At 70.9% G+C, this 19,549-nt stretch carries 15 protein-coding genes and 1 pseudogene; 4 read left to right on the top strand and 12 right to left on the bottom strand.

All coding sequences use genetic code 11. The features are described from left to right. Window positions 1-65: 65 nt before the first annotated feature. Window positions 66-1,559 carry a hypothetical protein gene (locus tag AB0J67_RS13810; RefSeq protein ID WP_363481121.1) on the top strand — a complete coding sequence of 498 codons (1,494 nt, stop codon included), beginning with the start codon at window positions 66-68 and terminating at the stop codon, window positions 1,557-1,559. A gap of 17 nt (window positions 1,560-1,576) precedes the next feature. Here AB0J67_RS13810 and AB0J67_RS13805 read toward each other — a convergent pair whose 3' ends face one another. From AB0J67_RS13805 to AB0J67_RS13775, 7 genes and pseudogenes are all read right to left on the bottom strand, one after another. Then, complete coding sequence (locus AB0J67_RS13805; protein WP_363481118.1) at window positions 1,577-2,254, bottom strand: DUF4272 domain-containing protein; 678 nt, start codon at window positions 2,252-2,254, stop codon at window positions 1,577-1,579. A gap of 4 nt (window positions 2,255-2,258) precedes the next feature. Beyond that, entirely contained in the window at window positions 2,259-3,536 is a 1,278-nt protein-coding gene (locus AB0J67_RS13800; protein ID WP_363481115.1) for a thymidine phosphorylase, read from the bottom strand. A gap of 58 nt (window positions 3,537-3,594) precedes the next feature. Next, window positions 3,595-3,990, bottom strand: a pseudogene (locus AB0J67_RS13795) (cytidine deaminase); the annotation flags it as partial. A 90-nt stretch (window positions 3,991-4,080) separates the two neighbouring features. Beyond that, window positions 4,081-5,334, bottom strand: coding sequence for an ABC transporter permease (locus tag AB0J67_RS13790; RefSeq protein ID WP_363481176.1), 1,254 nt, complete (start codon window positions 5,332-5,334; stop codon window positions 4,081-4,083). Between the two features lie 17 nt (window positions 5,335-5,351). Continuing rightward, window positions 5,352-6,746, bottom strand: coding sequence for an ABC transporter permease (locus tag AB0J67_RS13785; protein ID WP_363481112.1), 1,395 nt, complete (start codon window positions 6,744-6,746; stop codon window positions 5,352-5,354). Further along, a complete protein-coding gene (locus tag AB0J67_RS13780) occupies window positions 6,743-8,269 on the bottom strand; it encodes an ABC transporter ATP-binding protein (RefSeq protein WP_363481173.1) in 1,527 nt (508 codons plus the stop codon). The genes AB0J67_RS13785 and AB0J67_RS13780 overlap by 4 nt, the downstream gene beginning before the upstream one ends. A gap of 304 nt (window positions 8,270-8,573) precedes the next feature. Further along, a complete protein-coding gene (locus tag AB0J67_RS13775; protein WP_363481170.1) occupies window positions 8,574-9,635 on the bottom strand; it encodes a BMP family ABC transporter substrate-binding protein in 1,062 nt (353 codons plus the stop codon). A gap of 302 nt (window positions 9,636-9,937) precedes the next feature. Between AB0J67_RS13775 and AB0J67_RS13770 the strand changes: the two genes are divergently transcribed. Further along, window positions 9,938-10,285, top strand: coding sequence for a hypothetical protein (locus tag AB0J67_RS13770; protein WP_363481167.1), 348 nt, complete (start codon window positions 9,938-9,940; stop codon window positions 10,283-10,285). A gap of 177 nt (window positions 10,286-10,462) precedes the next feature. On the opposite strand, the gene AB0J67_RS13765 is transcribed toward AB0J67_RS13770, so the two are convergent. Further along, entirely contained in the window at window positions 10,463-11,317 is an 855-nt protein-coding gene (locus AB0J67_RS13765; protein ID WP_363481109.1) for a hypothetical protein, read from the bottom strand. 393 nt (window positions 11,318-11,710) lie between these two features. Here AB0J67_RS13765 and AB0J67_RS13760 point away from each other — a divergent pair, with 393 nt between their 5' ends. After that, window positions 11,711-12,559 (top strand): endonuclease/exonuclease/phosphatase family protein, encoded by an 849-nt coding sequence (locus tag AB0J67_RS13760; RefSeq protein WP_363481106.1) that lies wholly within the window; start codon window positions 11,711-11,713, stop codon window positions 12,557-12,559. A 295-nt stretch (window positions 12,560-12,854) separates the two neighbouring features. Next, on the top strand, window positions 12,855-13,481 hold the full coding sequence (locus AB0J67_RS13755) for a polysaccharide deacetylase family protein (RefSeq protein ID WP_363481103.1): 627 nt from the start codon (window positions 12,855-12,857) through the stop codon (window positions 13,479-13,481). A gap of 72 nt (window positions 13,482-13,553) precedes the next feature. Here the strand turns inward: AB0J67_RS13755 and AB0J67_RS13750 are convergent, their stop codons facing one another. The 4 genes from AB0J67_RS13750 to AB0J67_RS13735 all read right to left on the bottom strand — a co-directional run bounded on the left by AB0J67_RS13750 (window position 13,554) and on the right by AB0J67_RS13735 (window position 19,310). After that, window positions 13,554-15,383, bottom strand: coding sequence for a glycoside hydrolase family 13 protein (locus tag AB0J67_RS13750; RefSeq protein ID WP_363481100.1), 1,830 nt, complete (start codon window positions 15,381-15,383; stop codon window positions 13,554-13,556). Window positions 15,384-15,570: 187 nt separating this feature from the next. After that, window positions 15,571-16,416 carry a sugar ABC transporter permease gene (locus AB0J67_RS13745; RefSeq protein WP_363481098.1) on the bottom strand — a complete coding sequence of 282 codons (846 nt, stop codon included), beginning with the start codon at window positions 16,414-16,416 and terminating at the stop codon, window positions 15,571-15,573. Then, complete coding sequence (locus AB0J67_RS13740) at window positions 16,413-18,053, bottom strand: ABC transporter permease subunit (RefSeq protein WP_363481095.1); 1,641 nt, start codon at window positions 18,051-18,053, stop codon at window positions 16,413-16,415. Before AB0J67_RS13740 ends, AB0J67_RS13745 begins: the two co-directional genes overlap by 4 nt. A gap of 9 nt (window positions 18,054-18,062) precedes the next feature. Further along, window positions 18,063-19,310, bottom strand: coding sequence for an extracellular solute-binding protein (locus AB0J67_RS13735; RefSeq protein WP_363481092.1), 1,248 nt, complete (start codon window positions 19,308-19,310; stop codon window positions 18,063-18,065). Window positions 19,311-19,549 lie beyond the last annotated feature (239 nt).

Below are 19,549 nucleotides of genomic sequence, written 5' to 3'. Positions count from 1 at the left end.
GCGACGGACGACACTGCAAGCGGTGGTCTGCGCGTCCTCCTCGCGACAACGCGAACGGGGGAACCATGCACGACCACCACGACGACCCGCACGGGGCGACCGGGCCCGAGCCGGACGACACCACCGAGCCCAAGCCCGACCCCGGCGACACCGCCGAACCCGCGCCTCAGCCCGACAACACGGCCGAATCCGCGCCTGAGCCCGTCGACACCGCCGAGCCGGAGTCTGAGCCCGAGGCCGCAGCCACGTCCAAGCCCGCGCCCGCCTCCCAGCTCGCATGCACGCCCGAAGCCACGCCCCAGTTCGAGGCCCTGCCGCAACCGCAGCCCACTCCTGAAGTCCAGACCGCGTCCGCGCCCGGTGAAGAACTGCGCCTGGTGCACCGCGATCCGGACGAGGTCGCCGAAGAGCTGCTGCGACGCCGGTTCGCCGTCGGCCGCAAGGCCGCCATGCGCAGTGGCGCCACCGTCGCGGCGGTCGCCGTGGTCGCCGCGCTGGTCGGGATCGGACTCCAGGCCTACGCGACCCAACCTCCCCCCGCGGACCGTCCCACCGGCACGGTCACCGTCCCCGCGGAGCCCGTGACCCCGACCGCCGATCCGGCGCCGTCCCCGCCGCCGCCCGGGATCACCGCGCCGGGCCTGACGACGCTCGACGCGGCGGGCCTCCTCCACCGGCCTGAGGGCCCACCCGTGCGCATCCCCCTGGCCGCGAACACCCGGCCGGTCGACGCGGTACGCGTGGCCGCGGGCTGGGTCGTGCGCACCACGGCCGACGACCCGCTCGCCATGCACGTCGCCGCGTTCCTCGGCGACGACGGCCGGCTGCGCGACTTCGCCCCGCGCTTGACGGGCGCGCAGACCGCGTTCCGGGCCGACGGGCGGGCGATGGCCGCCTACCTGCACCCGTACCTGTACCTCTACGACCTGCCGTCCGGCCGCGAGCGGACCCGCCTCGACGTGCGCACGGCCGCCCGCGGCAACCAGGTCCACGACATGTGGCTCACCGGCGACCGGCTGCTGGTCAGCTGGGGCGTGCTCGAAGGCGCCCACGCCGGCGCGATCACCGGCCTGGTCGCGTACGACCTGCGCACCGGCACCGCCACGGTGACCGAGGACGTGCTGGTCGCGGACGTGTCCGGCGACGGCGCCACGGCGCTGGTCCCCGACGGCGCCGGCTGTGTCCGGGTGGCCGGGCTGGGCCGCACCCTGCGGCTCCCGCGGGCGGCGGCGTGCCTGCCCGGCTGGACGGTGCTGGGCGCGTCGCTGTCGCCCGACGGCTCGCTGGTCGCGCTCACCCTCGGCCCGGTCGACCTCCCGTCGGGGGAAGGCAGGCTGCGCCTGTTCCGCACCGCCGACCTCGCCGTGGGCCGGGTCCGGGAGCTCGGCGGCCACGACGGCCCGCTGCAACCGGCCGGCTGGCTCGGCCCGGCGGAGCTGGCCGCCGTGGCCGGGGGCCGGGAGTCGTTCGACGAGGTCTTCGTGTGCGTGGCGGCGGGCTGCCACCCGGTGCCGCTGGGCGGGCAGCGTGTGGCCGTAGTGCCCACCCGCCTGCCGTGAGCGGGCGGGCGGGCCCGTCACACCGACAGGTCGACCTCTTCCCAGCCGCCCGGCGGGTCGTGGAACTCGCCGACGAAGACGGTGGCCCACTCCAGCGCCCAGCGCCGCTGGCCGATCGCGTTGGCGTTCAGCTCACCGGGGCAGGGCAGCCCCTGGCGTTCCAGCTCCTGGAACGACCAGTCGAGGCAGTAGTGCAGGTCGAGCGCGGCGGCGACGACCGTGGGGTCGCGCGGGGCGGCCAGCGTACGGGCGCGCCACTGCTCGAACGACTCGTCGGCGAGCAGGTCGGGCAGCTGCTCGAGCACCCGGGGCGGGGGCAGCAGCGGGTCGAGGGTCTTGCTGATGCCGAGCACCCAGGCCAGGCCGGCCAGCGCGTCCAGGTGCAGCGCGAAGGACTGGCGGTCGCCGATCTCGGCGGAGATCCAGGCCCACTCGGGCTCGGTGACGTCCGGGATGAGGCGGTTGGTGTCCAGCCACTTCTCCGCGGCCGGGGCGGGCATGCCGAAGCAGCGTTCCAGCAGGACGTGCAGGATGACCGCGCGGGCCTCCAGCTCGCCCGTGTGACGCAGCTCCACCGCGTCCTGGGCATCCCACACCAGCGGGAAGGTGTCCGGCGGCAGCGGCACGCCCAGCCGCGTCAGCTCCTGGAAGCTGGCCGCGCGCACGGCGAGGGGATCCGGTGCGGGCACGGCCATGGGCTCACCCGATCCGGTCGATGATCAGCGGGCGCACCGGCACCGGCCCGACTCCGATGGTGACGGCCGACGCCGCGTCCGCCTTCGCCGCGGCCATCCGGGAGTCGTCGTCGGCGCGCAGCTCGTAGAGCACGTCGCCGGCGGCGACCCGGTCGCCGGGGCGCTTGTGCAGCACCACGCCGGCGGCGGCGCTGACCGGGTCCTCCTTGCGGGCCCGGCCGGCGCCGAGCCGCCAGGCGGCCAGCCCGACGCCGAGCGCGTCGATCGAGGCGACGGTGCCGGCGCGGTCGGCCCGCACCTGCTCGACCTCGCGGGCCACCGGCAGCGGCGCGTCGGGGTCGCCGCCCTGGGCGCGGATCATCGCCCGCCACGAGTCCATGGCCCGGCCGTCGTGCAGCGCGTCGGCGGGGTCCACGTCGTCGAGCCCGGCGGCCGACAGCATCTCGCGGGCCAGGGCCAGGGTCAGCTCGACCACGTCGGCGGGCCCGCCGCCGGCCAGTACGTCCAGCGACTCCTGCACCTCGACGGCGTTGCCGATCGCCAGGCCGAGCGGGGTGTTCATGTCGGTGAGCAGGGCGACCGTGTCGACGCCGGAGGCCCGGCCCAGCTCCACCATGGTCCGGGCCAGCTCGCGGGCGTCGTCGACGGACTTCATGAACGCGCCTGTGCCGACCTTCACGTCGAGCACCAGCGCGCCGGTGCCCTCGGCGATCTTCTTGCTCATGATCGAGCTGGCGATCAGCGGGATGGCCTCGACGGTGCCGGTGACGTCACGCAGGGCGTACAGCTTGCGGTCGGCCGGGGCAAGCCCCTCGCCGGCCTGGCAGATCACCGCGCCGACGTCGCGCAGCTGCGCGATGAACTCCTCGTTGCTGAGCGCGGCCCGCCAGCCGGGGATCGACTCCAGCTTGTCCAGGGTGCCGCCGGTGTGGCCGAGGCCGCGCCCGGACAGCTGCGGCACGGCCGCGCCGCAGGCGGCCACGAGCGGCGTCAGCGGCAGCGTGATCTTGTCGCCGACGCCGCCGGTGGAGTGCTTGTCCACGGTCGGCCGGGACACCTTCGACAGGTCCAGCCGCTCGCCGGAGGCGATCATCGCGGCGGTCCACCGGGCGATCTCCGCGTCGGTCATGCCGCGCAGCAGGATCGCCATGGCCAGCGCCGACATCTGCTCGTCGGCGACCTGACCGCGGGTGTACGCGTCGACGACCCAGTCGATCTGCGCGTCGGTGAGCGCCCCGCCGTCCCGCTTGGCGCGGATGACGTCGACAGCCGCGAAACTCATTGCCCTGCTCCACTCCGGGCCGCACCGGACCCGATGATCAGGCCGCTCACGCGACCCCTCCGTTGACGGCTTCCAGCTCCGCCAGGCCGAACCCGTGCGGCAGCAGCTCGGCCATGGTGAGCACCCCGCCGGGCGCGTCCACCAGCATGCGCGGTCCGCCCTGCTCCCACAGCAGCTGGCGGCACCGGCCGCACGGCAGCAGCGGGTCGCCGTCGGCGTTCACGCAGGCCATGGCGACCAGCCGGCCGCCGCCGGTGGCGTGCAGCTGGGACACCATCCCGCACTCGGCGCACAGCACCACGCCGTAGGCGGCGTTCTCCACGTTGCAGCCGACCACGACCCTGCCGTCGTCGACGAGTCCCGCCGCCCCGACCGGGAACTTCGAGTACGGCGCGTACGCCCGGTGCATCACCCGCACCGCTTCTTCGCGCAGTTTCTCCCAGTCGACGTCCATGGCGACACCTCTTTCTGTTCCGCCCGACCCGCGAGGGCGCCGGTTCGGCGCCCCCGCAAGATCGGACCATCCACGTTACGCGTTCGCGCGTCAGCCCTTGATGTACGGCTTGCCGTCGGCCGCGGGCGCGCGTACGCGCCCGACCAGGCCCGCCACCGCGAAGATCGTGGCGACGTAGGGCAGCATGCTCAGGAACTGGCTGGGGATGGGGCTGCTGATGCTGTTCAGGAAGCCGGTCAGCGCGCCGAAGAAACCGAAGAAGAGCGAGGCGAAGAACGCCCCGACGGGGTGCCACCGGCCGAAGATCATGGCGGCCAGCGCGATGAAGCCCGCGCCGCTGACCATGTACTTGCTGAACCCGGTGGTGGACAGCATCGAGAAGTAGGCGCCGCCGAAACCGGCCACCAGACCCGCGATGAGCACGTTCAGGTAGCGCAGCCCGAGCACCCGGATGCCGACGGTGTCCGCCGCGGCGGGGTGCTCGCCGACCGCCCGGGTCCGCAGGCCCCAGCGGGTGCGGAACAGCGCGACGGTGACCACGACGACCGCGATCAGCGCGCCGTAGCTGAACACGTTGCCGTTGAACAGCGCCGGGCCCAGCACCGGGATGTCCACCAGGCCGGGGATCGGCCAGGTCGGCACCTTGCCCGGGAAGTTGTACGCGTCCGTGTCGGGCCGCATCACCTGCTCGTAGAAGAAGGCGGTGAGGCCGCCCGCGAACACGTTCAGCACGATGCCGACCACGACCTGGTCCACCAGGTACTTGATGGCGAAGACGGCCAGGATCGCCGACAGCAGCAGGCCGCCGACGGCCGCGGCCACCAGGCCGACCCAGAAGCTGCCGGTCACCGTGCCGAACAGCGCGCCGAAGAAGGCGCCGGTGAGCAGCTGGCCCTCGATCGCCACGTTGACCACGCCGCTGCGCTCGCAGAGCACGCCGCCGAGCGAGCCGAAGATGAGCGGGATCGACGCGGTGAAGGTGGCCGCGGCGATGAAGCCCAGCGGCATCGTGTGCGACACCGGCGACACCGACATCTGCCAGCACAGCGCCGAGATGATGAAGCCCAGCAGGGCCACCCCGGTCAGCACGCCGAAGTGCCGGCCGGTGAACAGCAGCGCCAGGCCGGCGGCGACCGCGACCAGGCCGAAGAAGATCGCGCCGACGTTGCCCGGCACGTCGAACCCGGCGCCGGCGACGGTCTCGCCGAGCGCGAACCGCGCGTTCTCCGACGAGGCCAGCGCCCCGAACAGGATCGTGGCGAGCAGGCCCAGGCCGGTCATCACCGCGCCGGTCTTGCGGGCGCGGGTCCAGTAGGCCTCCGGCACCGCCAGCTCGACATCCATCGTGGAGGTAGTCACGCTCACCCCTTCGCCAATCCGGCCTGCGCGGCGGCAGCCGGCGACCTGCGCAGCCTGTAGATCGACTTCACCAGCGCCGGGGCGGCGACGAAGAGGACGATCAGTGCCTGGATCACGCCGACCAGCTCGACGGAGACGCCGGAGAAGGTCTGCATCGCGTTGCCGCCCGCCTGGAGCGCGCCGAACAGCAGGCCCGCGCCGACCACGCCCCACGGCCGGACCCGGCCGAGCAGCGCGACCAGGATGCCGTTGAAGCCGATCTGGCCGAGCATGTCCACGGTCAGCGCCGGGGCGGTGCCCAGCGCCACGCTGGTGCCGCCGAGGCCGGCCAGCGCACCCGCCAGCGCCATGGTCAGCGCGATGGTGGTGCCGACCTTGATGCCGGCGGTCGCGGCGGCGTTCGGGTTGTGCCCGACCGCGCGCAGCTCGAAGCCGAACCGGCCCCGCTTGAGCAGCCAGGCCACGCCCGCCGCGGCCAGCACGGCCAGCACGATGCTGAGGTTCGCCCGCAGCAGCGGGTCCGGGATCAGCTGCGGCAGGTCGCCGGACTCCTCGATCGGCTCGCTGATCGCGTCCGAGCGGTTCGGGTCCTTGATCCAGGACTGCAGGATGTACCAGCCCAGGAACAGGAACGCGATGTTGTTCAGCATGATCGTCAGGATGACCTCGTGCGCGCCGGTGCGCGCCTTGAGGATGCCGACCAGGTAGCCCCAGAGGCCGCCGAGCAGCGCGCCCGCCAGCACACCGAGCGGCACCTGGATGAACGCGGGCCACGACAGGGCCAGGCCGATCGTGCCGCCGCCGATGGCGCCCATGATCGCCTGACCCTGGCCGCCGATGTTGAACAGGCCGGCCCGGAACGGCACCGCCACGGCGAGGCCGGTGAAGATCAGCGGCGCCGCGTTGGTCAGCGTCTCCGAGATCGGGTAGAAGACCTGCTGCCAGGTCGTCATGCTCCAGTACCAGCGGTTCACCGTGTCCGGGTTCACGATCGAGCCCTTGAACAGGTCGGCGTACGCGGTGCTGACGAAGGCCCAGGTGTCACCCAGCGTCTTGCCCGGCTGGTAGAAGAGGTATTGCCACTGGTCGCGGACCTCGGCGTTGCCGATCACCATCAGCACCGCGCCGCAGATCAGCGCCAGCACGATCGCCAGCAGGGTGACCGTGAAGCTGTTGTCGGCCCACAGCTCCTCGCGGAAGGTGCGCGCGAAGGACCGCTTCGGCTCGTCGGGGGCGCGGTGCCGGGCCGGCTTCTCCTCGACGGTGACGTGGGCGCCCGGATACTGGTCCGTGGCGACGGTGGGCACCGGCGGGCTGACGGTCGGCAGCGCCGGGCTCTTGTCAGCGGACGCGGCGGTGGCCGCGGGCTCCGCCTCGAACGGCTCGTGCGACGTCATGAGGCAGCCTCACCGTGCTCGGTCATACCCTCACCTCGGGGTTCGGTCTCGCCTGCGCCGGGCTCGGCGGGGGTGTGCGAGCTGCTACTGGGGTCGATGCCGGCCATCAGCAGGCCCAGCGTCTCGCGCGGGGTGTCCGGCGGGACGATCGCCAGCACCCGGCCGCGGTACATCACCGCGACCCGGTCGGCCAGCGCCACCACCTCGTCCAGCTCGCTGGAGACGACGAGCACGGCCGCGCCGCGATCGCGCTCGGCGACGATACGCGAGTGGATGAACTCGATGGAGCCGACGTCCACGCCGCGGGTCGGCTGCGCCGCGATCAGCAGCTGCAGCGGCCGGGACATCTCCCGGGCCACGATGACCTTCTGCTGGTTGCCGCCGGACAGCGAGCCCACCGGCTGGTGCGCCGACTGGGTGCGTACGTCGAACTCGGCGATCTTCTGGCCCGCGGAGCTGTCGATCGCGTCCAGGTCGAGCGCGAACCGGCCGCCGAAGGGCTTGCCGCGGTACAGGTCGAGGATCAGGTTCTCGGCGATCGAGAACTCCTTGACCAGGCCGTCCACGCTGCGGTCCTCGGGCACGTAGCCGACGCCCGCGCGCAGCACGTCCCGGGTGTGCCAGGTGGTGATCGGCTCGCCGTTCAGCTGCACGCTGCCGGCCCGCGCGGGGCGCAGCCCCATGATCGATTCGACCAGCTCGGTCTGCCCGTTGCCCTGCACGCCCGCGATGCCGAGCACCTCGCCGGCGCGTACCACCAGGTCCACGCCGTCGACCGCGCGGTGCTCGCGGTCGTCGGCGACGACCAGCCCGGAGACCTCCAGGACCGGGGCGCCCGGGGCGGCCTCGTCCTTCGGCACCTCCAGCACCACGCTGCGACCGACCATGAGCTCGGCCAGCTCCGACTCGGGCGCGGTCGGGTCGGCGGTGCCCACGGTCCGGCCGCGGCGGATCACGGTGATCCGGTCCGCGACGGCCTTGACCTCGCGCAGCTTGTGCGTGATGAAGACGATCGACTTGCCGGCCGCCTTCAGCCCGCGCATGACCTCGAGCAGCTCGTCGGTCTCCTGCGGGGTCAGCACCGCGGTCGGCTCGTCGAGGATCAGCAGGTCGACCTCGCGGGTCAGCGCCTTGACGATCTCGACGCGCTGCTGGATGCCGATCGGCAGGTCCTCGACGATCGCGTCCGGGTCGAGTGGCAGGCCGTAGCGCTGGGAGACCTCGCGCACCAGCTTGACCGCCCCGGCGTGGTCGATGAACCCGCCGCGGGCCGGCTCGGCGCCGAGCATGATGTTCTCCGCGACGGAGAAGACCGGCACGAGCATGAAGTGCTGGTGCACCATGCCGATGCCGACCTTGATCGCGTCACCGGGGCCCTTGATGCGCACGGGCGCGCCGTCGACGAGGATCTCACCCTCGTCCGGCTGCAGCAGGCCGTACAGCACGTTCATCAGGGTGGACTTGCCCGCACCGTTCTCGCCGAGCAGCGCGTGGATCTCGCCCGGCTCCACGGTGAGGTGGATGTCATCGTTCGCGACGAGGTCACCGAAGCGCTTGGTGATGCCGCGCAGTTCGAGTCTCAGCTCAGACCTCCGTTGGTCCTGTCCACCCGTGAGGGGCGAGTGTCGCGCTCATTATGTGGGCGACACCCGGGAGGCGATACTCCCCGGTCCGCCCTTTCGCCAGGGGTCCGTCCGGCGCACGGTTCCGGTTCAACCGGTCCGGCCGCCACCTCGGCCACTGATTCGGTGGCGAAGACGACGGCCGGGAGGGAAAAGCGAGGCCGCCCCTCCCGGTGATGATCTCACCGGGAGGGGCGGCCGGGTGTCACTTCGGCTGCGCCGGGGACTCCACCACGATCTTGCCCGCGATGATGTCCGCCTTCAGCGCCTCGATCTCGGCCTTGAGGGCCGGGTCGATCTTGCTGTCGAAGTCGTGGTACGGGGCCAGCGAGACGCCGTTGTTGGCCAGCGTGCCCATGAAGCCGCCGGTCAGCAGGGTGCCCGGGGCGCCGGCCGCCTTGGTCACGGCCTCCTTCACACCATCGGTCGAGTTCTTCACCACGGTCGTCAGCATGACGTTGCCGTACTTGGTGGTCTCGAAGCCGTCGGCGTCGACCCAGATCACGCTGTACTTGGTGCCGGCGTTGGCGGCGGTGCCGAGGCCCGCGCCACCCGCGACCGGGAAGATCACGTCAGCGCCCTGCGCGGAGAGCGCGTCCGACTTCTGCTTGCCCTTGTCCTGCGAGCCGAAGTCGTCGGTGAACAGGCCGTCCTGCTTGGCCTTGTCCCAGCCCAGCACCTGGACGTTCTTGCCCTTGGCCTTGTTGTAGGCGGCCACACCGTCGGCGAAGCCGTCCATGAAGATGGTCACCGGCGGGATCTTCATGCCGCCGTAGGTGCCCACCTTGCCCGACTTCGAGTAGCCCGCCGCCAGGTAGCCGGCGAGGTACGCCGCCTGCTGGGTCTGGAACTGGATCGGGTACACGTTCGTCAGGCCGAGGTTGTCGGCGTCGACGATCGAGAACTGCACGGTCGGGTTCGCGGCGGCAGCCTTCTTGGTGGCGTCGCCCATCAGGCCACCCACGGCCTGGATGTACTTGCAACCCTTGGTGACGGAGTTCGCCAGGTTGGGGTCGTAGTCCGACATGGCGGTCGACGCGGTGTAGCTCGGCTTGATGGCCGGGTTGCCCGCCTCGGCGGCCTTGAGGCCCGCCCAGGACGAGGCGTTGAACGAGTGGTCGTCGATGCCTCCGGTGTCGGTCACCATGCAAGCGCTGAACGCGGCAGCAGCGCTGGAGCCGGTGCCCGGCGTCTCCTCAGTCGGCTTGGCACACGCGGCCGCAGCGAGCGCGAGTCCCGCGGCGGCAGCCAGCGCGACAATCTTCATCCCACGCACAGGGCGCAAGACGGTCTCCTCTCCCATAAAGACACCGCGCTAGGACTTCCACCCGATCAGATGGCGGCACGGTGAACCTCGCTCAGCAACATATCCTTCACGTCGCCGATCGAACGACAATCGTGCAGGGTTGTTGAACGGTCGTTACCCTCGCGTGACCACGACGTGTAATCGGTCACGAACCAGCCTCGACGAGGCCGCCCACGGGGGGATAAAGCGGGCATCCGTCCAGGCCCATGCCTGGCTGTACGGGTAACATCCCGCCTCGCGTACCCTCGCTGATCGTGGACGCATTGGAAGCAGTACGCCTGATCCTGCGGTACGCGCACCTCGTCGGCTTCGCCCTGCTGCTGGGCGGCGCGCTGGTGCAGTACTACACAGGACGCATCTACATCAACGCCACCATGCTGTGGGGCGCGACCATCCAGGTGGTCACCGGCGTCGCGCTGGCCGCGCCGCTGGGCCGCGAGGTGCAGCCCGACCCCGTCAAACTGGCGGTCAAGGGCGTCCTCGCGATCATGATCTTCATCATGGTGCTGATCCCGTATCTGAAGAAGCGCGAGACGGTCAACAAGGGCCACTTCCTCGCCATCATCGGCCTGACCCTGGTCAACGCCGCGGTCGCCGTCTTCTGGCGCTGAGCCTCGCGGGCGCGGCCGGTCCGCGCTCCGGCCGCCTGCCGTCCGGCCGTCCGGCCGTCCGGCCGCCGCGATGATCGCTGATTCGGGTCAGAACCCTTAGTCCAACCGCAGGTTCTGACCAGAAACAGCGATCATCGCCGCGGTCGTGGCGGACCGGCGGGGCGGCGGGCGGCGGGGTCAGTCGGTGGTGCGGGTGCGGCGCGGGCGGAGGGCGGCCTTGACGTCGCGGACCAGCGGCTCGAAGCCCGCCGCGACGCGCTCCGGGCCGCCCGGCAGCACCCGCCAGCCCTCGGGCACCGGCCGGGGCACCTGCGCGCAGTCCACCGCCACATGCAGGTCCGGCCAGGCGAGGTCCAGCCGCACCGCCGGCTCGCCGTCGCGGGCGAGCACGAACTTCACCACCGGCGCGGGCACCCCGGCCAGCGCCAGCCGCACCCGCACCCGGCTCTCGTGCGCCGTGCGGGTCGCCGGGTCGACCAGCTTCGCCGCCTTCAGCAGCCGCCCCCAGCCGGGCTGACCGATCCGGGCCTGGGCGTACTCGACCAGCGCGCCGACGCTCACCGCGCCCTTGGCCACCATCGCGTCGAGCAGCGCCACCGCCTCCACCACGTCCAGCCAGCGCGCCACGTCCCAGCCCGTACGCTGCGGCGTGGTGACCCGGATGCCGTCGACCCGGCGGTTCACGTCCTTCTCCGGCACCGGTCCCCGGTGCACGAGGATGCCCGCCATCGGCCCGAACCGGCCGGGGCTGAGCACCTCCACCGGCTCGTCGGCGCCGTACGCGGCCCCGTAGAGGCAGGCGGCCGAGCGGCCCGCGATGACCCCGTCGGCGGGGAGCAGGAAGTCGCTCACGGCCAGGCAGCGCAGCCGGTGGGTGATGGTCAGGTCGCGGTCGGCGTACACCCCCCGGAACAGCGGCCGCCACGCGGAGCTGCGCAACTGCGCGCGGGTGAGCAGACCCGACTCCAGCACGTCGGCGCCGCGGAAGATGCGGCGGCGCAGCGCGTCGGGTCGCAACGGCGGCTTGGGCACGGACGTCAGCGTAAGACCCCCGTTCCCGCGATCTTGCGTGAGCCGCCGGAGCGACACGCCCGTGCATCTTGCGCACGGGGCCACCGGCAGGCCGCCGCATCGACGGCGCGCAGGCGGTCCTGGACGCCCCACCTGATCATCGTTATCGAAACGCGACAATCACCGGCAGTGACGGCCATCGGCATTTACAGATGCGAATCATCATATTGATGAATCAATGTCGGATAGATCCGGTCACGCTATGTGGATCGTTATTGCGACGGCCCTTTATGCCCGAAATATGGGGTCGGACAGCGGCATGCCGCCGTCGCTACCTTCTCCCTGCGCGCGCAATCCGAACCGCATATACGGGAGAATCATTTGAAGTCAGGATTCCGGGCTCGGCTGGCAACAATGCTCGCCGCGCTCGTCGCGAGCGCGCTCGCGCCATTCGTCAGTCCCGCACCCGCTCAAGCCGCCAGCGTCACGCACGTCTACCTGCACTTCAATATGTGCGGCAACAAGTGCAACAGCGCGGGACTCGGCGTTGCCAACGCGGTGATCTCCTCCATCAACAACCGCAATCCGCAGCCGCTCGTGGTGACTCTGAACGAGGTCTGCCGCTCGCAGTACAACCACATGTACGGGTCGCTGGCGCCCTACTACGGGCGGTTCGAGACCACGGTGCCGGCCCGCTGCGCCGACGGCAGCGACTACGGCATCGCCATCCTGCTCAAGACGAGCGTCTACTCCTTCGCCGGAGCATGGTGGCTGCCGGAGGCGGACAAGCCCTCGGTGGAGGATCGCAAGGTGATGTGCCTCAGGACCACGGCCACCGGTGGCGGCACCCAGCCGCTGGTCGCCTGCGTGACGCACATCGACCCCGACTCCGCCGTGTCGGACAACCAGATCCAGGCGGTCTCGGACTACGTCGAGCCGCTCTGGAGCGGCAACCACGTCATGGTCGGCGGGGACTTCAACGTGACGCCGAAGAGCTCGCGCATCAACCCGATGTACTCCAACCAGTACAGCCCCGCGGGCAACGGCATCTTCAACGAGGCCGACCGGCCCACCACCTGGAGCCGTAACACGGACGGTTGCGCCTGCGCCACCAACGAGTACACCACCGACTCCGTGCTCACTCCGCAGAAGATCGACTACATCTTCCTGTCCCGGTATGACTTCGAGAACTACACGGCGGACGCGACGACGTCGTCGTACTCCGATCACCAGCCGCTCTGGGCGACCGTGACGTACGTCTAGTAATCGACGCAGGCCGGGGGCCGTTTGCGCAGGCAGTGCGCGGCGGTCTTCGGCCTGCGTCGCATCGACCGGCCGCATGTATCATCGCCGGGCACAGCGGCATAGCGTGAGCGGAGATGCAGTCGTGGATCGTAGGCAGCTCCTGAGGGGCTCATTGCTGGCCGGCGGCGGCGCCGTGGCCGGAATCGGCGGTCTGAAGGCCGCGGAGGCTGTCCGCGCGCAGTATCCGCTGCCGTTCTACGACGGTTATGCGGCGTCCATCCGAGCGGGCCGGCGCACGCCCCCGAAGCATCCGATGGTCCCCGTCGTGTGGAGCGTCGACACCGCGAAGAAGCTCATCGCGCTCACCTTCGACGACGGCCCGATGCCCCAGTGGACGCCGGAGGTGCTCACCATCCTGGCCGAGGAGCGGGCGCGGGCGACCTTCTTCCTCATCGGCGAGAACGCGCAAAAGAACGGCGGGATCATCGCCGGCGCGCGCGAGCACGAGTACGCCAACCACACCTGGGCGCACGTCGACCTGGCCCGGCTGGACTACGACGAGGCGTACGAGGCGCTGAACAAGGCGCACGACGCGATCACGCAGGCGACCGGCCGCGAGCCGGCCGTCTTCCGGCCGCCCTACGGGCACCTGGGCGGCAGCTCCCTGCGGGCGGCGGCGGAGTTCGGCTACGCGACCATCCTGTGGAACCTGCAGATGCTGGAGTCCGACTACAAGTCGAACCCGCCCGGGCTCGTGGACTACATCGCCGAGTCCAGCACCCCCGGCACCATCCTGCTCGCGCACGACACCGGCCCGGACGACCGGCTGGTCGCCATCCGCGGGCTCGCCGAGATGATCCGGCGGCTCAAGGCGCAGGGCTTCGAGTTCGTCACCGTCAGCGAGCTGCTGGCCGAGCATTCGCCAGCGCCGCGGCCCTGAGCGGGCCACCGGCGGGCGGGTTGTACGGCAAGTGGCGGCACACGGGGTCGAACCGCGTGCCGCCACCGCCTGTCAGCGGGGTGGGCCCAGGCGCCAGACGCGCAGGCTCGGGCCGTCGCCGGGCAGGGTAACCGTGCCCGAGTCGTCCGGTTCGAGGTCCGCGGCGTGGAAGACGCCGGTCAGCCGCGCGCCGAGAGGAAGCCGCACTGCTTCGCCGCCCGCGCGCCGGGCCGCCACCAAGATGGCATTCTGCTGGAATTCCCGCAGGTAGACCATGGTATCGCTGGTCACATCCAGCCAGCGCAACCCGCCGTGGCGCAGCGCCGGCTCGTCGGCCCGCAGCCGCAGCAGCGCCTGGTACGCCGCGAGCATGTCCTCGTCGCGGTCGGCCGGGCGGTGCCAGGGCATCGGGGTGCGCGCGTTCTCACCGTTCCAGCCGGTGAGGCCGAACTCGCTGCCCGCGTACACCATCGGCGTGCCCGGCATGGTCACCTGCAGGCCGAGCGCGACCAGGTGCCGCTGCGCCGAGCCGGTGACGGTGCGGATCCGGGCCGAGTCGTGCGAGTCCAGGATGTTCCACGAGTGCGTCAGCGACCGCCACGACACCCGCGAGGCGAAGGTGCGCATGGTGGCGTACGCGGCACGCCCGTCCCGGCGCGGCACGCCGCCCGGCGTACCGAAGAAGCGGTCCTGGTCGTCGTCGCCGCGCAGCCACGCCCAGACCGGCCGGGTGAACCCGAGATAGTTCATGGTGCCGTGCCAGCCGTCGCGGTCCAGGTCACCGGTGGCGTCGTGCATGTGCTCGCCGACCAGCATCGCCTCGGCGGGCAGGGTGCGCCGGATCAGCGCGGCCGCCTCGTGGGTGTCGTCCTGCGCGCCGCGGCGGCCGGTCATGTTGGCCACGTCCACCCGCCAGCCGTCGAAGTGCTCGAGCCAGCGCCGCAGCACCGCGGCCATCCGCTGCCGCAGCAGCGGGCTGGCCCAGTTCAGCTTGGGCAGGCTCTGCACGCCGCACCACGACTCGTAGTCGCCGGCCTCGTCGAAGTAGAACATCTCCCGCTCGGGCGCGTGCACCTCGGACACCGCGCCGGTGAACCACTCGTGCGCGTCGCCGCAGTGGTTGGCGGTGATGTCGCCGAGCAGCCGCATGCCGCGGGCGTGCAGCGCATCGGCCAGCCGGGCCAGCGCGGCGTCCCCGCCGAGCAGCGGGTCGACGGCGTCGAAGGTGGACGCGTCGTAGCGGTGGTTGGACCGGGCCGGGAAGACCGGGGTCAGGTAGACCGTGTTGACGCCCAGCGCCTGGATGTGGTCCAGGTGCTCGGTGATCCCGTCCAGGTCGCCGCCGAAGAACTGCTCGGACGTGCCCGGCCCGTGGCCGATCACCTCGTCGCGGTCCCACTCGCGCGGCAGCGCCCAGCCGGGCAGTTCGGTCTCCGCCAGCGGGGCCGCGTCCGCCGAGCGCGCGAACCGGTCCGGGAAGATCTGGTAGACGGCCGCGTCGGCCGACCAGGCGGGCGGCTGCTGGTATGCCAGCACCCGGAAGTCCATGTCGTCGGGGATCTCGTGCTCGACGATCCCGCCCGCGGTGAGCCAGTACGGCTCGCACCCCGCGGCCTGCACCAGGAACCGGTAGTTGCAGACGGGATTGTGCACGGTCAGCTCGGCCCGCCACCACGTGTCGGTCACGCCGTACCCCGCCACGGCCGTCCCCATCCGATCAGGATCGACCGCCGCCGCCGCGAACCGCGGCTCACCGTCCGGCGTGCTGCGCAGATGCACCGCACTCACCCCCGCCGCGGCCGGCACCCGCACCCACACGGTGACGACCTCACCCAGCGCGGGCGCGGAGTTCGAGAGATAAAGCCCAGAGCCGTCATGATGCGGCTGCTCGTGAAGACGCATATGTCGCGCCATCCTTCCGTGTTCCGAGGATGTCGACGTTTCAGCCCGCAGCCCCGTCACCGGGACCCGAGGTCGCGACACTGCTGATGTAGTCGGCTGCCCGCCCACTGCGTCGATCATGAAGTCAGGGGTGTCGACACGCCGTCGAGCACGTCCACAAGTTCATGATCAACGCAGTGGGGTGGGGTCAGCCCTTGACGGCACCGGCGGTCAGGCCGGAGACGATGTACTTCTGGAGCCAGAGGAAGAGGCTGACGGTGGGGATCGCCGTCAGCAGGGTGGCCGCGGCGAAGGCGCCGAAGTTGGAGTCGCGTTTGTCGGTGAGCATGCCGTACATGCCCACGGCCAGGGTTTTCGCCTCGGTGTCACGGAGGAAGACGTTGGCGATGAGGAACTCGTTGATGGTGCCGATGAACGACAGCATCGCGGTGACCGCGAGGACCGGGCCGACCAGCGGCAGGATGATGCGGAAGAACGTCTGCACGTGGGAGGCGCCGTCCATGGTGGCCGACTCGTCGATCTCCTTGGGGACGGTGTCCAGGAAGCCCTTCATCAGGTACGTGTTCACGCCCAGCGCGCCGCCCAGGTAGAGCACCAGCAGGCCCCACGGCTTGTTGAAGCCGAAGGTCGGGTAGAGCTCGGTCACCTCGGTGAACACGATGAAGATGGCCACGATCGCCAGGAACTGCGGGAACATCTGGATGAGCAGAATGCTCAGCAGCCCCACCCGGCGGCCCCGGAAACGCATCCGGCTGAACGCGTACGCCGCCGCCACGCTGATCAGCAGGCCCGCGAAGGCTGAGAGCAGCGCGATGACCACCGAGTTCAGGAACCAGTTGACGAACGGCTGCTGACCGTTGAACAGGATGCCGAAGTTGTCCAGGCTGGCGCCGGTCGGCAGCAGCTCGGTGGAGGCGAGCGTGCCCAGCGGGTTGAGCGCGGCGGACACCACGTACATGATCGGGAAGACCGCGAAGGCGCAGGCCGCCAGGGCCACCGCGTGCCGCCACGCGACTTCTCTGAGGAACTTCACGAGTACACCTCCTCCTGCCGGCGGCTGCGCCAGAACGCCACGGTGGACACCGTCGCCACGATCGTGAAGATGAACACCGAGATCGCCGCGGCGAAGCCGAAGTCGGCCACGCCGGAGTCGAAGCCCGCGACCCGGTACGTGTAGCTGATCAGCAGGTCGGTGGCGCCCACGGTGGCGTTGTCGATCGCGTACGGGCCGCCGTTGGTGACCATCCGGATGTTGTTGAAGTTGTTGAAGTTGAAGCCGAACGACGAGATCAGCAGCGGCGTCAGCGCGACCAGCACCAGCGGCAGGGTGACCCGCCGGAACCCGGCCCACGGTGAGGCGCCGTCGATGCGGGCGGCGTCGGTCAGCTCCTTCGGCACCGCCTGCAGCGCACCCGTGATCACGAGGAACATGTACGGGAAGCCCATCCACAGGTTGACCAGGATCAGGCCGAGCCGGGCCGTGGTCGGCGTGCCGAGCCAGTCGTGCACCCCGAACAGCTTGCTCATCAGGCCGAAGTCCATGTTGAACATGTCCCGCCAGATCAGCAGCATCGCGAACGAGGGCATCGCGTACGGCAGGACCAGCAGCACCCGGTAGAGCTTGGTGCCCCGGACCCGCGGGTGGTGCAGCGCGAGCGCCACCACCATGCCGAGCGCGAACGTCGTCGCCACCGCGCTGATCGCGAAGACGAAGTTCCAGATCAGCACGTTGAGGAAGTGCCCGGAGATGGTCGGGTCGGTCAGCGCCTTCTTGAAGTTGGCGAAGCCGACGTCGACCTTCCAGCCCTGGTCGAGGTGGGCGCCGGCGGAGTTGACGAAGTAGCCCTCCGCCTCGTCGGCGAACCACTTCTCCCCGGCCGGGTTGACGATGCAGTCACAGGCCGCGTCGTACCTCTTGTCGGCTTTGCCCTCGAACGCGCGGCTCAGCCCCGTCGCCTTTATCGCGCCGCCGGGGGTGGGCACGGAGAACGCGGCGATCTCCGCGTCCCGCTCGGCCGCCTGCGCGGTGGGCACGATGGTGTACCCGCCCGCGGCGAGCACCTTGCCGGTCAGGCTCACCTGCGCCCCGTCGACCGGGGACAGGCCGTCGGCCGTACCCGCCTGGACCGCCTTGGTGGCCGGGTCGACCAGCAGGAACACCATGGCGCCGTCGCGCTCGGCGATGGTCAGGTGGTACTCGGGCGAGCCCGGCACCTGGGTCACCGAGCTGGTCTCGATGGCCGTGACCGCCTCCGCCTTGGTGCCGCGGTGCCCGTCGCCGAGGTTGGTGAACGCGGTGACGAAGGTGAGCACGGTCGGCACGATGGCGAACGCGATCAGGAAGACGGTGCCCGGCACCAGGTACTTCGCCGGGACGTGCCGCGGGGTCAGGTAGAGGTAGGCGACGAGCGCGGTCACCACGCCCAGCACGCCCAGCGCGATCCAGGACTCGTCCTCGACCAGCGGCGGGGCCGCGTAGATCAGCAGTGCGGCGACGATGCTCAGCACCACGATGCGCGACACGATGAAGCCGGTGGACACCTCGCGACGGCGGAAGGTCTCCGCGTCGCCGCGCTGCCCACGCCGGGGGGAACGCTGCTCGGGGGCCGGCCCGGACGGCCCCGGGTGCGGGGAGCTCGCGCCCCCCGCACCCGCCACCTCAGTGGTCATGAGGCAGGACTACTTGTTGATCTCGGCGATGATGGCCTTGGCCGCCGCCTCGGCCGCGGTCTTCGGGTCGCCGCCCTTGACCACCGCCACCTCGGCGTTGGCCATCGGGCCCCAGATCGCGCCCATGGCCGGGATGGCCGGCATCGGGATGCCGTTGGCGCCCGCCAGCACGAACTTCTCGGCGTTCGGGTCGAGGCTCTTCACCGCGTCGGCGGCGGCGGTCAGCGCCGCCGGGCGCGGGTCGGCGTTGTAGAGCGCGAGCGCCACGTCCTTGTTGGTGACGTAGTTGGCCACGAACTCCTGGGCCAGCACCTTGCTCTTGCCCTTCGACGCCACGTAGAACGCCTGCACGCCGAGGAACGGCTTGGCCGGCGCGCCGCCTTCGAAGCCCGGCACCGCGGTGATGTCGTAGTTGAAGCCGGCCTTCTTGACGTCGTTCATCGACCACGGACCGGAGATCAGGAACGCGCACTTCTTCTGCACGAAGGTGGGGATGCCGTTCTCGTTGCCGATCGAGGTCTTGACCGCGCCCTCGCCCTTCTCACCGAGCGCCTTGAGCTTGCCCAGCGCGGCGATCGACTCGGGGGTGTTCACGGTGACCTTCGACGGGTCGGGGTCGCCGGCGGCGGTGGTGCCGAACAGCGAGCCGCCGGCCGCCGAGAACAGCGGGTAGGTGTGGTAGACGTCGCCGCCCGCGCCGAACGGCACGCACAGGATCTCCTGCACCTTCTTGGCGGCCTTCAGCTCCTTGCCGACCTTGATCAGTTCCTCGATCGTGGCCGGGGCGGTGGGCACCAGGTCGGTGTTGCGGATCAGGGCCACGTTCTCCATGGCGTACGGCGCGCCGTAGATCTGCCCGTTGAAGGTGACGGCCTTGATGGCGTTCGGGTGGAACGCGGCCTTCTGCTCGGCGGTCAGCTGCACCGGGTCGATGGCGCCGTTCTGCACCATGTTGCCGATCCAGTCGTGCGCGCCGACCATGATGTCCGGGCCGCTGCCCTGCTGGGAGGCGGTGATGAAGGTCTGCTGCTGGTTCTCGCTGATCTCCTTGACCTCGACGGTCACCCCGTTCTCCGTGCCGAACGCGTCGGCGAACGGCTTGAGGACGGGGGCGCGCGTCGGGTCGGTCCAGAGCACGAGCTTGCCGTTGCCCTTGTCCTTGCTGGGGGTGGCGGCCGGCTCGTTGCTGCCGCCGCAGGCCGCCATGCCGAGCACGAGGCCGGCGGCGGCGATCACACCCGTGATACGGATGCGCATGGGAACTCCTTCGAAGAGGGCCACCCGCAGGCGGCCCGGGGGGCGGCCGTACGGGCGTGTCCACGCACGCCCGCGCTGCCGAGAGGGGTCGACGCGCCACCGCCTTGGAAGGTCTTCCAAAACCGGTGACGCACCACAGCACCCCGTTGCCGGGGTTGTGATCCGTGTTACGGAGTTTGTTGCGGGGAGGTTAGCAAGGCTTTGCAAGCAATGGAAGGCCTTGCAGTGCGGGCATATCA

Origin of the sequence: Catellatospora sp. NPDC049609, assembly GCF_040675365.1 — a bacterium.
Classification (GTDB): Bacteria; Actinomycetota; Actinomycetes; order Mycobacteriales; family Micromonosporaceae; genus Catellatospora.
The sequence above is the reverse complement of the archived record's forward strand: the minus strand, read 5'-3'. Positions and strand labels throughout refer to the sequence as shown.

Coding starts and splice junctions, on each gene's coding strand:
- AB0J67_RS13735 (WP_363481092.1), bottom strand. CDS start 19,310: ATGCGCATCCGTATCACGGGTGTGATCGCCGCCGCCGGCCTCGTGCTC.
- AB0J67_RS13760 (WP_363481106.1), top strand. CDS start 11,711: ATGCTCGCCGCGCTCGTCGCGAGCGCGCTCGCGCCATTCGTCAGTCCC.
- AB0J67_RS13750 (WP_363481100.1), bottom strand. CDS start 15,383: ATGCGTCTTCACGAGCAGCCGCATCATGACGGCTCTGGGCTTTATCTC.
- AB0J67_RS13740 (WP_363481095.1), bottom strand. CDS start 18,053: ATGACCACTGAGGTGGCGGGTGCGGGGGGCGCGAGCTCCCCGCACCCG.
- AB0J67_RS13785 (WP_363481112.1), bottom strand. CDS start 6,746: ATGACGTCGCACGAGCCGTTCGAGGCGGAGCCCGCGGCCACCGCCGCG.
- AB0J67_RS13755 (WP_363481103.1), top strand. CDS start 12,855: ATGGTCCCCGTCGTGTGGAGCGTCGACACCGCGAAGAAGCTCATCGCG.
- AB0J67_RS13790 (WP_363481176.1), bottom strand. CDS start 5,334: ATGGATGTCGAGCTGGCGGTGCCGGAGGCCTACTGGACCCGCGCCCGC.
- AB0J67_RS13810 (WP_363481121.1), top strand. CDS start 66: ATGCACGACCACCACGACGACCCGCACGGGGCGACCGGGCCCGAGCCG.
- AB0J67_RS13775 (WP_363481170.1), bottom strand. CDS start 9,635: ATGAAGATTGTCGCGCTGGCTGCCGCCGCGGGACTCGCGCTCGCTGCG.
- AB0J67_RS13800 (WP_363481115.1), bottom strand. CDS start 3,536: ATGAGTTTCGCGGCTGTCGACGTCATCCGCGCCAAGCGGGACGGCGGG.
- AB0J67_RS13805 (WP_363481118.1), bottom strand. CDS start 2,254: ATGGCCGTGCCCGCACCGGATCCCCTCGCCGTGCGCGCGGCCAGCTTC.